This is a genomic window from Saccharothrix obliqua (genome assembly GCF_019375475.1).
Lineage (GTDB): Bacteria > Actinomycetota > Actinomycetes > Mycobacteriales > Pseudonocardiaceae > Actinosynnema > Actinosynnema obliqua.
Genome location: NZ_JAHXGQ010000009.1, coordinates 318824 through 332814, shown reverse-complemented (window position 1 = coordinate 332814; position 13991 = coordinate 318824). Strand labels below are relative to the sequence as shown.

The 13991-nt window shown below is 71.1% G+C and carries 11 protein-coding genes; 1 reads left to right on the top strand and 10 read right to left on the bottom strand.

Features of this window, described 5'->3' with window-relative positions:
- Window positions 1-180 precede the first annotated feature (180 nt).
- A complete protein-coding gene (locus KZQ38_RS27015) occupies window positions 181-1851 on the top strand; it encodes a S8 family peptidase (protein ID WP_219445692.1) in 1671 nt (556 codons plus the stop codon).
- Between the two features lie 1008 nt (window positions 1852-2859).
- On the opposite strand, the gene KZQ38_RS27010 is transcribed toward KZQ38_RS27015, so the two are convergent.
- The 10 genes from KZQ38_RS27010 to KZQ38_RS26965 form a co-directional block, all read right to left on the bottom strand.
- Window positions 2860-4824, bottom strand: coding sequence for a TIGR03960 family B12-binding radical SAM protein (locus KZQ38_RS27010; RefSeq protein ID WP_219445690.1), 1965 nt, complete (start codon window positions 4822-4824; stop codon window positions 2860-2862).
- Window positions 4825-4855: 31 nt separating this feature from the next.
- Window positions 4856-5266, bottom strand: coding sequence for a DoxX family protein (locus tag KZQ38_RS27005; RefSeq protein ID WP_219445688.1), 411 nt, complete (start codon window positions 5264-5266; stop codon window positions 4856-4858).
- Between the two features lie 133 nt (window positions 5267-5399).
- Window positions 5400-5810 carry a nucleoside-diphosphate kinase gene (gene ndk / locus KZQ38_RS27000; protein ID WP_219445686.1) on the bottom strand — a complete coding sequence of 137 codons (411 nt, stop codon included), beginning with the start codon at window positions 5808-5810 and terminating at the stop codon, window positions 5400-5402.
- A 116-nt stretch (window positions 5811-5926) separates the two neighbouring features.
- Entirely contained in the window at window positions 5927-6643 is a 717-nt protein-coding gene (locus KZQ38_RS26995; RefSeq protein ID WP_219445684.1) for a hypothetical protein, read from the bottom strand.
- Complete coding sequence (locus tag KZQ38_RS26990; RefSeq protein WP_219445682.1) at window positions 6640-6942, bottom strand: type VII secretion target; 303 nt, start codon at window positions 6940-6942, stop codon at window positions 6640-6642. The genes KZQ38_RS26995 and KZQ38_RS26990 overlap by 4 nt, the downstream gene beginning before the upstream one ends.
- Before the next feature lie 8 nt (window positions 6943-6950).
- Entirely contained in the window at window positions 6951-7376 is a 426-nt protein-coding gene (locus KZQ38_RS26985; protein WP_219445680.1) for a YbaB/EbfC family nucleoid-associated protein, read from the bottom strand.
- A 494-nt stretch (window positions 7377-7870) separates the two neighbouring features.
- Window positions 7871-9391, bottom strand: coding sequence for an alkaline phosphatase D family protein (locus KZQ38_RS26980; RefSeq protein WP_219445678.1), 1521 nt, complete (start codon window positions 9389-9391; stop codon window positions 7871-7873).
- Window positions 9392-9452: 61 nt separating this feature from the next.
- Window positions 9453-9842 carry a DUF4233 domain-containing protein gene (locus KZQ38_RS26975; protein WP_308258612.1) on the bottom strand — a complete coding sequence of 130 codons (390 nt, stop codon included), beginning with the start codon at window positions 9840-9842 and terminating at the stop codon, window positions 9453-9455.
- Window positions 9839-11197: a bifunctional tetrahydrofolate synthase/dihydrofolate synthase gene (folC, locus tag KZQ38_RS26970; protein WP_219445677.1), complete on the bottom strand. Its 1359-nt coding sequence runs from the start codon at window positions 11195-11197 to the stop codon at window positions 9839-9841. The genes KZQ38_RS26975 and folC overlap by 4 nt, the downstream gene beginning before the upstream one ends.
- Window positions 11194-13824 carry a valine--tRNA ligase gene (locus KZQ38_RS26965; RefSeq protein ID WP_219445675.1) on the bottom strand — a complete coding sequence of 877 codons (2631 nt, stop codon included), beginning with the start codon at window positions 13822-13824 and terminating at the stop codon, window positions 11194-11196. Before KZQ38_RS26965 ends, folC begins: the two co-directional genes overlap by 4 nt.
- Between the last annotated feature and the right edge of the window lie 167 nt (window positions 13825-13991).

Below are 13991 nucleotides of genomic sequence, written 5' to 3'. Positions count from 1 at the left end.
GGTTCCGACGGGGTAAGCATCCCAACGGTCCACGCTTCTACTCCAGCGGGACGGTACCTTGATGACGTTCGACACCGTTGAGCTTGTCTGGTTCGTCCCGCCTGGCTACCGTCCGGCAACAGAGGTCCACCCGACGGCGCCGCCGTGGCCAACCCGGCAGCCCAGCACTGGAGGTCCCCCGTGCCTCTGCTCCGCCGCGTCCGAGCGGTCGCGGTCAGCGCAGCGCTGCTCGCGACCGGTTGCTTCGCGTCATCCGCACCGGCTGCCGCCGCACCGGCCGACGAGACCTCCGCCGCATCCGACTGCATCCAGCCCGGCCCCGTGCTGCGGTACCTGGTCGTCCTCGACCAGGGCACCCCGGAGCCGCTGGCGAACGCGCTGGTCGCGGGTGCGTGCGGCACCACCACCGGCTACTACCAGCAGATCGGCGTGGCCGTGGCCGTGTCGGCGGACCCCGGGTTCAGCCGGCGGATCGGCGTCGACCGGACGTACAGCGCGCAGGCCGACGGCCTGTCCCGGCAGACGGGCGCGCCGAAGCGGAAGAAGGACGACGAGGTGCTGGCGGGGCGTCCGGCGTCGACCGGCGTCGTCGACCGGACCGCCGAGCAGTGGGACATGAACCTGATCCGGGCCGCCGAGGCGCACGCCATCAGCAAGGGCAGCCGGGACGTGGTGGTCGGCGTGCTCGACTCCGGCATCGACCCTGCGCACCCCGACCTCGTGGGCGCGCTCGACCCCGACCTGTCGGCCGGCTGCACGTCCGGTGTGGCCGACCCGTCGCCGACAGCGTGGGCTCCGACCACGTCCGCGCACGGGACGCATGTCGCGGGCACCATCGCCGCCGCGGACGACGGTGCCGGTGTGACCGGTGTGGCGCCCGGGGTGCGCATCGCGTCCGTGAAGGTCGTGGACGATTCGGGGTTCATCTACCCCGAGTACGCCGTGTGCGGGTTCATGTGGGCCGCGACGCACGGGATGACCGTGACTAACAACAGCTACTTCATCGACCCGTGGGTGTTCACCTGCCAGAACAAGGTCGGGCAGGCCGTCGTGTACGAGGCGGTGCGCCGTGCGGTCGACTACGCGACCGACCGGGGCGTCCTCACCGTGGCGGCTACGGGGAACAGCGCGGTCGACCTGTCCAAGCCGGGACAGGACACGCAGAGCCCCACCAACGGCGCTCCGGATGACGTGAAGCCTCGGCCCGTGGATGACACGTGTCTCGTGTTGCCCGCGCAGCTGCGGAACGTCGTGGGGGTGTCGTCCGTGGGTGTGGGCAAGGTCAAGGCGGGGTACAGCTCGTACGGGCTGGGTGCGGTGGACGTGACCGCGCCGGGCGGGGATCGGAAGCAGCAGCCGGAGGAGGGGCAGGCGTGCGTGCTGTCCACGGTGCCTTCGGGGTACGACTACTCGTGCGGCACGTCGATGGCCGCTCCGCACGTGTCCGGTGTGGCGGCGTTGCTCGCTTCGGTGCACCCTTCGGCGACTCCCCGCCAGTTGAGCCGGATGTTGAACACGCAGGCGGAGACGTTGCCGTGTCCGGCGGATTACGACCTCAACGGGACCGGGGTGCAGGATGCGTACTGCACGGGGTACTCGGAGTACAACGGGTTCTACGGGCACGGGTTGGTGAACGCTTTGGCTGCGGTGCAGAGCGGGCACGGCGCGCCGGGGGTTGCGGGTGGCGGAGCGGCGCCGGGGGCTACGGCCGGCGGCACCTCCACCGCGGGACCCCCTCAGGGGCCGGAGCCTTTGACCGACCACGGGCCGCGCGACCCGCGGGCCGTGACGGCCCCTTCCACCGGGACTCCCACGCCCACCCCGCCCGTTCCCCCTCGCGTCGGGAAGTAGCTCCGCGCTGCGGGTGGCTCACCGGGTAGCGGTGCCCCAGGCGGTCGCCTGTGAGCCCTCAACGAGAAGTTACCGTCCACTCGAGACCCCCTCTGTCGTGATGCAACAAACGCGACACGCCCACTAGCCCGCTGGACCCGTTGCCGTGCAACCAGTTCCCACCGGACGAGTCCTATTTGGACTGAATCACACTAGCCTCGCGCAACCAACCATGTCGCAGCCGCGGCCCGCATCACCGCCCAGAATCGCGGTCACTACACGCGCCGACCGCCCCCGAGCGATGAACGGTCCGGGTGGCGAATGAGCCCGAAGCACTGACGTGCCAGCAAACGCGCCCGGTCGCGCACCCGGCACGACGGGGGCGAACGGCACCGGGGCAACTGGCATCTCCCAGGCGCACAAGGCACCTGCGACCGAGGCAGCCCGCAGACGCCGGACGAGCAGCAAGTACCGCAGCGCCGTAGCCCCGCGAGCCGACTCCGGAAGCAAGCTAAGCGGCGCGCTCGAAGCGCGAGCCAGGCAAAGCAGGGCCGGGGCAGGGCGGCGCTACGGGCTTGGCGAGCAAGCGACTGCTGGGCGGCGCGCCCCTGGGACGTATCCCGGACGTCCGGCGGGAGCGCGGCGAAACGATGTTCTCGCGTGGGCGTGCGTGCAGCTGTCCGAGGCGGGCAGCTGCACGCAGGAGCCATCCGGGCGGCCAACCACGGAGCGCCTGGTGGCGGAAGTGACACGGGCCGACAGGCGGCGTGGATGGCCGACGGTTGGAGCGGCAGCCGGGGAGGGCTGGGACCGGCTGGGCGACGGACTGGGCGGATGTGGCGTTGGGTGGGCGGGGCTAACGGGGCAGGCGGCGTGGCGAGGGCAGTGGGTGGTGGGTGTCGGGGCGGCCGGAGGGGTCGGGTGGGCAGGGGTGGTGGGCGAGGCGCGGCGTTCGATTACTCACCGAGGATTGGTGACGGTGTTTCCGTACATTTTCGAGCCCAACGCCGCCCGGTCGCCTTACTGCGTTCAGCCCTTGGTGAGGGCTGGGTTGCGGACCGGGCTGCCCTTGCCCACCGGGGAGATGGGGAGGAGGGTTCGGCCGGTGGGGCCGACCTCGATGTCGGTGCCCATGGCGGGACACACGCCGCAGTCGAAGCACGGCGTCCAGCGGCAGTCGTCCTGTTCACGCTCGTCCAGCGCGTCCTGCCAGTCGGCCCACAGCCATTCCTTGTCCAGGCCCGAGTCGAGGTGGTCCCAGGGCAGGACCTCCAGTTCCTCCCGCTCCCGCGTGGTGAACCACGCCAGGTCCACGCCCAACGGCTCCAGCTCGGCCGCCGCCGCGGCCACCCAGCGGTCGTAGGAGAAGTGTTCCGACCAGCCGTCGAAGCGGCCGCCGTCGCGCCACACCCGCTCGATCACCCGGCCGACCCGGCGGTCGCCTCGGGACAGCAGGCCCTCGATCAGGGACGGCTGGCCGTCGTGGTAGCGCATCCCGATGTTGCGGCCTAGCGAGCGGTCCGAGTTGACGGCCTCGCGGAGCTTCCGGAGGCGGCTGTCGACGGTCTCCGGGTCGCACTGGGCCGCCCACTGGAACGGCGTGTGGGGCTTCGGCACGAAACCGCCGATGGAGATGGTGCAGCGGATGTCCTTGCGGCCGCTGACCTCCCGCCCGGCGCGGATGACGTTCTTCGCCATCTCCGCGATCTGGAGGACGTCCTCGTCGGTCTCGGTGGGCAGGCCGCACATGAAGTACAGCTTCACCTGCCGCCACCCCGCACCGAACGCGGCGCTGACGGTGCGGATGAGGTCTTCCTCCGACACCATCTTGTTGATCACGCGGCGGATGCGCTCGCTGCCGCCCTCGGGGGCGAACGTGAGGCCCGAGCGGCGGCCGTTGCGGGACAGTTCGTTCGCCAGGTCGATGTTGAAGGCGTCCACGCGGGTGCTCGGCAGCGACAGGCTGGTGTTGGTGCCCTCGTACCGGTCCGCCAGGCCCTTGGTCACCTCGGCGATCTCCGAGTGGTCCGCGCTGGACAGCGACAGCAGGCCGACCTCCTCGAAACCGGTCGCCTCCAGGCCGCGCTGCACCATCGCGCCGATGCCCTCGATGGAGCGCTCGCGCACCGGTCGCGTGATCATGCCCGCCTGGCAGAACCGGCAGCCGCGCGTGCAGCCGCGGAAGATCTCCACGCTCATCCGCTCGTGCACGGACTCGGCGAGCGGCACGAGGGGCTGCTTCGGGTACGGCCACGCGTCGAGATCCATCGTGGTCCGCTTGAACACCCGGTACGGCACGCGCTCGCGGTTGGGCACGACCCGCTGGATCCGCCCGTCGGGCAGGTACTCGACGTCGTAGAACCGCGGCACGTACACGCCACCGGTCTCGGCGAGCCGGGTCAGGATCTCGTCGCGCCCACCGGGCCTGCCCTCGGCCTTCCACGCCCGGACCAGGTCGGTGATCTCCAGGACGGCTTCCTCGCCGTCGCCGAGCACGGCCGCGTCGATGAACGGCGCGACCGGCTCCGGGTTGAACGCGGCGTGCCCGCCCGCGACGACGATCGGGTCGTCGTCGGTGCGGTCCTCGGCGTGGACGGGGATGCCCGCGAGGTCGAGCGCGGTGAGCAGGTTGGTGTAGCCGAGTTCGGTGGCGAAGCTGACGCCGAACAGGTCGAACGCCTTGACCGGGCGGTGCGCGTCGACGGTGAACTGGGGCACGCCGTGCTCGCGCATGAGCCGTTCGAGGTCGGGCCACACCGCGTAGGTCCGCTCGGCCAGCACGTCGGCCTGCTCGTTGAGCACCTCGTACAGGATCATGACGCCCTGGTTGGGCAGCCCGACCTCGTAGGCGTCGGGGTACATCAGGGCCCACCGCACGTTGGCGGCGTCCCAGTCCTTGACGGTCGCGTTCAGCTCCCCCCCGACGTACTGCACGGGCTTGGAGACCCTCGGCAGCAGGGGCTCGAGGGCGGGGAAGACGGACTCGACACTCACGTGTCAAGGGTAACGGCATGGCCGGCACCGGTCAGAACAGCGGTCCGGTGAGCGTGAAGCCCAGGTCGGAGCCCACGCCGGCGTAGAGGCCGAAGAACATCAGGGCCCCGCCGGCGAGCGCGACGTCCTTGTTGAACTGGATGACCTCGGACTGCCTGGCCTGCTGGTCGGTGACGGTCCAGAAGTTGTGCATGAGGAACGCCGTGGGCAGCAGGAACAGCACGAGCAGCAGGGCGCCCAGGTCGGCCCACACACCGAGCAGCACCATCAGCGCGCCGACGAGAATCAGCACGCCGCTGGCCTGCGTGGCGAGTTTGGGCGACGGGATGCCCTTCGAGGCGGCGTAGCCCGCCATGGCGTCGGCCCGGGTGAGGTGGCCGACCGCCGAGCCGAAGAACAGGATGACGAACAGGATGCGGCCGATCAGTGCGATCACGTCCACGACGACCTCCTGGTTGTTGCGGTCGGTCCAGTGTTCAACCAGGTCACGTGGTGGGCAACCGGCCGTGCCGGTGCGGTTTCGCCCGATCGGGTCCGGGGTGGGTGAGCGGCCCGGGGACCGCTCACCCGGCGGTTCACAGGTTGGGGAACCAGAGCTTGATCTCGCGCTCGGCGGACTCCGGGGAGTCGGAGCCGTGGACGAGGTTGAACTGGACCTCCAGGCCGAAGTCGCCGCGGATGGTGCCGGGCGTGGCCTTCCCGACGGGGTCGGTGCCGCCCGCCAGCTGGCGGAACGCCGCGATCGCGCGGGGACCCTCCACGACGGCCGCGACCAGCGGACCGCCGGTGATGAACTCGACGAGGTCGCCGAAGAACGGCTTGCCGTCGTGCTCGGCGTAGTGCTGCTCGGCGGTGGCGCGGTCCACCGTGCGCAGTTCCAGCGCGGCCAGCTTCAGGCCCTTGCGTTCGATGCGGGAGATGACCTCGCCGACCAGGCTCCGGCTGACGCCGTCGGGCTTGACCAGGACCAGGGTGCGCTCGCTCACGGCCGTCGGTGCTCCTTCGTGGGGTTTCCGGCAAGTCGCTGAAGAATAGCGGGGACCGGTGATAGCACCGGCTGTGACCACCGGAATCCTTTTGGGGGTAACGCGGCCGTGTTTGTTCAGCCGGCGAGCACGTTGCGGATCTTGTCGAACACGTCGCTCAGCTTGCGCAGTTGCGGGATGAGCCTGCCGATCGTGCGCACCAGCTTCTTGAGGACGTCGCCGATCTTCGCGCCCCACCGCGCCACCGCCGCGGACGCCTGCGCGACGACGACCGGTGTCACCAGGCCGAGGGTGAGGGCTACCTCGGCGGTCCAGGAGATCAACCGGCCCACGAGGTCGGCGATCAGGTCGCGCACCACCTCGCGCACCGCGGCGACCACGAGACCGGCCATCCCGACCGCCGAGCCGAACCCGTCCGCGGCGGTGGACGTGCCGTTGAGGACTTCGGCGTTGTTCCTGGCGACGACGCGGTAGGCGTCGCCGGCCTGCCCCGCCCAGCCGGCTGTGTCGGTCGCCACGTCCTGCGCGTAGTCGACCCGCACCTCCTCCACGGCTCTGGCCACGTCCTTCCACGTGGCGGCGTGCGACGCCACGAGATCGGCGTTGCCGGCGAGCCGGTCCAGGGCGTCGGACAACGGCTTGACGTGCTCGATCAACCACGCGGCGCCGGCGGACAGCAGTGGGGCCAGGGGGTCCGTGACGAAGCTCAGCGCTTCGAGCCCGGTGGCACCGAGGTCGGAGTCGAGCCAGCTGCCGTTTTCGATGTCGGTCTTGACGTCGGCCGCCGACTCGGCGATGCCGGAGGGCCACCGCGTGCCGTTCGGCCCGGTCACCGCACGATTCCGAACAGGACCGATGCGTCGTCCTCGCGCCGTTCGTACTCGTCGGCGGTGTTGCGCACCTTCGTCGCGGTGTCGGCCATGCCCTTGGCGCCGGCCGTCAACGCGTCGCTCGCCAGGTCTTCGAGGTCGCGCATCAGGGCCGGGAGGAATTGGCACAACTGCCCGTAGGCGTCATCCGCCATGCTCACCGCCCGTGCCGCGCGCACGGCCTCACCGAGTCGATCGGCCAAGGCGTTCAGCTTGGCCGCGTGTGCCCGCAAATCGCCGGGCAGTGCCTCGTATCCGGTCATGCCGCCCCTCACGAGAGGTATGAGTCGTCGCTGAAGTCGTCGTCGTGTCGACGCGGTACGGGTGGCTCGTCGCCGAAGCGGTCGCGGTACGCGTCCACCACCATGCGGCGGGTCTCGGGCAGGTCGTCGCCCACCTGGGCTTCGGTCGCGGCGCGCACCTCGGCGGTGATTCGTGAGCGTGCTGTGTTCAGCGTGTTCATGAACAGGGGGCCGAGTTCTCCCGGCCTGGCCGCGGCTTGCTCTGTGAACCGCACGTCCACCGGGGAGCCGGTGGAATCGACGGTCACGGTGACCGCGCCGTTCGCGCTCGTCGCCGTGACGCGCACCCGTTCCACTTGGTCACGCAGCGCCTGGAGACGACCTGCCCGGCCTCGCATCGCCTCGACCCAGTCGTCGATGCCGCGCTCGGCCCGGCCCCAACTCGGCTCCGCCATAGGCGGGTTATATCCGGGTTCGCCGGCGTCGACCACGCGACTGGCGAATGATCCCCCGGACGAGATCGCCGGTGGGCCGGCGCCTTCCGCCTTTCCGGCCGCTTCTCGTGCTCGCGTTGGCGATGCTCGTGTACTTGCAGAAAGGAGAACGAGACCGAAGCCGAGGTGTGCTACCGGTTCCACACCGACGGCGGGGTGAAGCGGTACCTCGTCCTGGACAAGCGGGCGGCGACGATCACGCCCGACGACGGCAACCGCGACGGCGTGTTCCGCGCCGCAGCGGGCAAGTTGGCCAGGGCCTGGCTCGAAGCAGCCCACCTGAACAGCTTTGCCGCCCATAGGCGGCATCACGACCAGGGCGGGCTGCTCCGAGCACACGATCGACGTCTCCGCGCATCTCCACAACTACCCGGATTACCACCGGCTCCACGGCACGAAGCTCCACGTGACGTTGACCGAACCCCAGGTCGCCAAGCACCGGGGTTGAGCACGGGTCAGCGGCGGGGGTGGAGGGTTTTGGTCCACAGTGACGTGCCCTTGATGTCGCGCAGCCACACGGTCAGCTCGCCGTCGCGGGTCACCTCGATTTCGCCGAAGTGCTGGAAACCGTCCAACGGCGTGGTGTTCGCCGCCGGTGGGGCGTGCACGAACACCGCTTCCGGCCCGAAGGTCGGGTCCAGGGTGTTCGGCCCGAACGCGCCCGCGTGCAGCGGGCCGGAGACGAACTCCCAGAACGGGTCGAAGTCGCCCACCGCGGCGCGGTCCGGCGAGTAGTGGTGCGCGGCCGTGTAGTGGACGTCCGCCGTCAGCCACACCGTGTTGCGCACGCGCCGCCGCTTGATCTCGCGCAGCACCCACGCCAACTCGGTCTCCCGCCCGCCCGGCTTGCCCGGCAGGCCGTTCGCGACGCCCTCGATGTCCGCGCCGTCCGGCACGGTGAGGCCGATCGGCAGGTCCGCCGCGATGATCTTCCACGTGGCCGTCGAGCGGTCCAGGGAGTTGACGAGCCAGCGGGCCTGCTGGTCGCCCAGGATGTGGCCGGCGCCGTCGCGTGGGGCGTTGTTGGCGTCCTTGTAGGTGCGCATGTCGAGGATGAACACCTCGACGTGGCGGCCGTAGGCGAACTTCCGGTACACGCGGCCGTCCACGGCGCGGTGCGGGTCGATGGGCTGCCACTCGTGGAACGCGCGGAACGCCCGCGCCGCCAGCACGTCCACCCGCTTCTCGGTGTACTGCGGCAGGTCCAGGATCTCGCCGGGGTACCAGTTGTTGACGACCTCGTGGTCGTCCCACTGGACGAAGGCGGGCACGTCGGCCATGAACTGCCGGTACTTCGCGTCCAGCAGGTTGTAGGCGAACTGGCCGCGGTACTCGTCGAGGGTTTCGGCGACCTTCAGCTTCTCCGGGGTCACCACGTTGCGCCACACGCGCCCGTCGGCGAGGGTCACAGACTCCTGGAGCGGACCGTCGGCGTACACGGTGTCGCCGCTGTGGATGAAGAAGTCGGGCCTGCGGGCGGCCATCGCGCCGAAGATCGGCAGGCCGCCGATGTCCGGGTTGCTGCCCCAGCCCTGGCCGACGACGTCGCCGGACCACACGAACCGGACGCCGTCCCGGCCCAGCGGCGCGGTGCGGAAGCTGCCGGTGACGGCTTCGCTGCGGGTGCGGCCGTCCAGGTCCTCGGCGACCACGCGGTAGTGCGCGCGCCTGCCGGGCGGCAGGCCGCGCAGCCGCAGCCGACCCGTGCCACCGGTCGTGGGCGTCAGCACCGGGCCGCGCAGGGTGCGGGCGTGCCGGAACGACGGGTCCGCCGACACCTCCACCAGCATCCGCGCCGGCCGGTCGGCCCGCGTCCACACCAGGCCGCCGTCGAACGTCACGTCACCGGACTGCACGCCGTGCGTGAGCACGGGCCGACCCGACGCCGCCAACGCGACACCCGGCACGAACGCCGCGGCCGTGCCGATCGCTCCGGCGCGCAGCAGCGTCCGCCGGTTCACCACACCTTCGGTCATGGCCGGTTTGTAGCGGCCCAACCCGAACCCCGGGTGAACGCCGCGGGACCCGCCGGGGACGCTAGGACGGCTGCTGGCTCGGCAGGCGACCCTCGGCCATGCGCTTGGCCACGTCCCTCCGCAGCCACAGCAGGTACACCCACACCAGGCTGAACAACACGCCGATCACGCCGAGCGCGGTGAGCCACACCCACGACACGACCATCACCACGTGCAGGACGGCGATCACCCACACCGCCCACGGCCGCTTCAGCAGGCCGCACGTGCCGATCAACGCCACCAGCAGCCCGAGCACCAGGTAGCCGACGCCGGTGCCGATGCCGCCGCCCAGTTTCGCCACCACGGGCAGCGCCAGGGCGACGACGACGGCCTCCAGGACGAGCGTCCCGGCCATGATGCCCCGGAACGACTTCATCGGGTCCTTCTTCGGCGCAGGCGCGGGAGTGGTCACGACGGCTCCTTGCCGAACAGGGCGCGTGCCTCGCCGGCGGTCACCACGGAGCCCGTCACGACCACGCCGCCACCCGACACGACACCGCCGTCCTCGTCGTCCTCGGCCAGCCGCACGGCCTCCTCGACGGCGTCCACCAGGTGCGGCTGCACGACGATCCGGTCGTCGCCGAAGATGGGCACCGCGATGCCCGCCAGCAGGTCCGGGTCCATGGCGCGCGGCGACGAGTTGGCGGTCAGCACGACCTCGTTCACCACGGGCTCCAGCTCGCTCAGGATGCCCACCGCGTCCTTGTCGTCCATCACGCCGACGACCGCGACCAGCTTCCGGAAGCCGAACTCCTCGTCCAGGGCCTTGGCCAACGCCTTCGCGCCGTGCGGGTTGTGCGCGGCGTCCACCAGCACGGTCGGCGCGGACCGCACGCGCTCCAGCCGGCCGGGCGAGGCGACGGTGGCGAACGCCTCGCGCACCGCCTCCACGTCGAGCTGCCGGTCCGCGCCCGCGCCGAAGAACGCCTCGACGGCGGCCAGCGCGAGCGCCGCGTTCGCCGCCTGGTGGGCGCCGTGCAGCGGCAGGAACACCTCGTCGTACACGCCGCCGAGGCCCTGGAGCCGCAGCACCTGCCCGCCGACGGCGACATCCCGTCGCAGCACGCCGAACTCGGCGCCCTGCCGGGCGACGGTGGCGTCCACCTCGGCGACGCGCCGCAGCAGCACGCGCTCCACCGCCGGGTCCTGCTCGGCGAGCAACGCGATGGCGCCGGGCTTGATGATCCCGGCCTTCTCCTCCGCGATGCCCTCCAGCGTGGGGCCCAGGTACTCGACGTGGTCCAGGCCGACCGGGGTGATCAGGGCGACCGCGCCGTCCGCGACGTTGGTCGCGTCCCACGCGCCGCCCAGGCCGACCTCGACCACGGCGGCGTCGACCGGGGCGTCCGCGAACGCCGCGTACGCCATGCCGGTCAACACCTCGAACTTGCTCAGCGGCACCTCGGACCGACCGTCCACGATGGACAGGTAGGGCTCGACGTCCCGGTACACCTCGACGTAGCGCTCCGGGCTGATCGGCGCGTTGTCCACGTTGATCCGCTCGGTCACCAGCTGGAGGTGCGGGCTGGTGTAGCGGCCGGTGCGCAGGCCGACGCGCGTGAGCAGCGCGTCGACCATCCGCGACGTGGACGTCTTGCCGTTCGTGCCGGTGATGTGGAACACCGGGTACGAGGTCTGCGGGTCGCCGAGCAGCTCCACCAGCGCGCGGATCCGGTCCAGGCTCGGTTCGAGCTTGGTCTCGGGCCAGCGCTGGTTCAGCTCCGCCTCGACCTGGCGCAGCTCCTCCAGCGGATCGGGGGCGCTCACGAGCGCGGCAGCGTTTCGAGGCGGGCGTGGATGCGCTCGACGTCGGCGTTCGCCGCCGCCAGCCGCGCCTGGATCTTCGCGACCACCTCGGCGGGCGCCTTGTCGGTGAACGCGGGGTTGTTGAGCTTGCCCTCGCACTGGGCCCGCTCCTTCTCCGCCACCGCCAGGTCCTTGGCCAGCCGCTTGCGCTCGGCCGCCACGTCGATCGCGCCGGACAGGTCCAGCTCGACCTTCACCGCGCCCGCGGGCAGGCCGACCTCCAGGCTCACCGACGCGGTGAACCCGTCGTCCGGTTCGGTCATCCTGGTCAGCGCCCGCACGGCGGGCACCTGCTCCAGCAGGTCGACGCAGCACGCGCCGCGCACCTTGCCCGCGACCCGCTGACCGGGCTTGAGGCCCTGGTCGGAGCGGAACCGGCGGATCTCGGTGACGAGCTTGCGCAACCCGTCGATCCGGGTGGCCGCGACCTCGTCGCGCGCGCCGCCGTGCGCACGCGGCCACTCGGCGACGACCAGCGACTCGCCGCCGGTCAACGTCGTCCACAGGGTCTCGGTGATGAACGGCGTGAGCGGGTGCAGCAGGCGCAGCACGACGTCCAGCACGTGCCCGAGCACGGCCTGCGTGGCCTCGGCACGCGTGCCGCCCTCGGCCAGCTGCACCTTCGCCAGCTCCAGGTACCAGTCGCAGAACTCGTCCCACGTGAAGTGGTAGAGCGCCTCGGACAGCTTCGCGAACTGGTAGCCCTCGAACTGCCCGTCCACGTCGGCGACCAGCTGGTCCAGCAGGTCGAGGATCCACCGGTCGGCGTCGGTCAGCTCGGCGCGCGGCGGCACGGGCCGGTCGACGGTCGCGCCGTTGTTGAGCGCGAACCGGGCCGCGTTCCACAGCTTCGTGGTGAAGTTGCGGGAACCGGCGGCCCACTCCTCGGCGACCGCCATGTCGGAGCCGGGGTTCGCGCCGCGCAGCAGCGTGAAGCGGGTGGCGTCCGCGCCGTAGGCGTCCATCCAGTCCAGCGGGTCGATGCCGTTGCCGCGCGACTTCGACATCTTCTTGCCGTACTGGTCGCGGATGAGGCCGTGCAGGTACACGTGGTCGAACGGCGCCTTGCCGTCCATCGCGTACAGGCCGAACATCATCATCCGGACGACCCAGAAGAACAGGATGTCGTAGCCGGTGGACAGCACGCTGGTCGGGTAGAACTTCGCCACGTCCGCGGTCCGCTCGGGCCAGCCGAGGGTGGAGAACGGCCACAGGCCCGAGGAGAACCACGTGTCGAGCACGTCCTCGTCCTGCGTCCAGCCCTCGCCCGGCGGCTCCTCGCCGGGTCCGACGCAGCGGACCTGGTCGTCCGGGCCGTACCAGACGGGGATGCGGTGGCCCCACCAGAGCTGGCGCGAGATGCACCAGTCGTTGAGGTTGTCCACCCAGTCGAAGTAGCGCTTGGCCAGCTCCGGCGGGTGGATGCGGGTGCGGCCGTCGCGGACCGCCGCCGCGGCCTCGCGGGCCAGCGGCTCGACCTTCACCCACCACTGGAGCGACAGGCGCGGCTCGACGACCGTGTCGCACCGCGAGCAGTGGCCGACGGAGTGCTGGTAGGGCCGCTTCTCGGCGACGACCCGGCCCTGCTCGCGCAGTGCGGCGACCACGGCGGGCCGCGCCTCGAACCGGTCCAGCCCCTCGAACGGGCCGTGCACGGTGATCACGCCGCGGCCGTCCATCACGGTCAGCGCGGGCAGGTCGTGCCGGCGGCCGATCTCGAAGTCGTTCGGGTCGTGCGCCGGGGTCACCTTGACCGCGCCGGTGCCGAACTCCGGGTCGACGTGCTCGTCCGCCACGACCGGCACGAACCGGCCGGTCAGCGGGACCTCGACCTCGGTGCCGACGAGGTGGCGGTAACGCTCGTCGTCGGGGTGCACGGCCACCGCGGTGTCACCGAGCATGGTCTCGGCGCGGGTGGTCGCCACGACGATCGAGCGCTCGCCCGAGCCGTACCGGATGGAGACGAGTTCGCCGTCGTCGTCGGAGTGGTCGACCTCGATGTCCGACAACGCGGTCTGGCAGCGCGGGCACCAGTTGATGATCCGCTCGGCGCGGTAGATCAGGCCGTCGTCGTAGAGCCGCTTGAAGATGGTCTGGACGGCCTGCGACAGGCCCTCGTCCATGGTGAAGCGCAGCCGGTCCCAGTCGACGCCGTCGCCGAGGCGGCGCATCTGGTCGAGGATCCGGCCGCCGTACTCGGCACGCCACTGCCAGGTGCGCTCGACGAACTTGTCGCGACCGATGTCGTGGCGGGACAGGCCCTCGGAGGCCAGCGCGCGCTCGACCGCCGTCTGCGTGGCGATGCCCGCGTGGTCGGTGCCCGGCAGCCACAGCACCTCGTAGCCCTGCATCCGCCGACGGCGGGTGAGGGCGTCCATGATGCTGTGGTTGAGCGCGTGGCCCATGTGCAGGGTGCCGTTGACGTTCGGCGGCGGCAGCACGATGGTGAACGGCGGCTTGTCGCTGTTCTCGTCGGCCTTGAAGTAGCCGCGCTCGACCCACCGCTGGTACAGCCCGGCTTCTACCTCGGCCGGGTTCCAGGCCGAGGGGAGTTCGGTGCGCTGGGGTGCGGTGGGCTTTTCAGTCACGTGGGAAGTCTACGGAGCCCAGGGTATCGACTTCTAATCAGATAGCTGGTAGCACCCGGCCGGGGTGACGGGGCCGGGTCGGCGGTGTGATCGCCGGTCCGGGCGAGGCCACCCGAACGGCCGATTCGCCCGCCAGTGACGCCGATCACAATTAACTTCGATCACCG

Excerpts from the sequence above, each read along its gene's own strand:
- KZQ38_RS26990 (WP_219445682.1), bottom strand. The coding sequence starts at position 6,942 with ATGACCGGATACGAGGCACTGCCCGGCGATTTGCGGGCACACGCGGCC.
- KZQ38_RS26980 (WP_219445678.1), bottom strand. The coding sequence starts at position 9,391 with ATGACCGAAGGTGTGGTGAACCGGCGGACGCTGCTGCGCGCCGGAGCG.
- KZQ38_RS26985 (WP_219445680.1), bottom strand. The coding sequence starts at position 7,376 with ATGGCGGAGCCGAGTTGGGGCCGGGCCGAGCGCGGCATCGACGACTGG.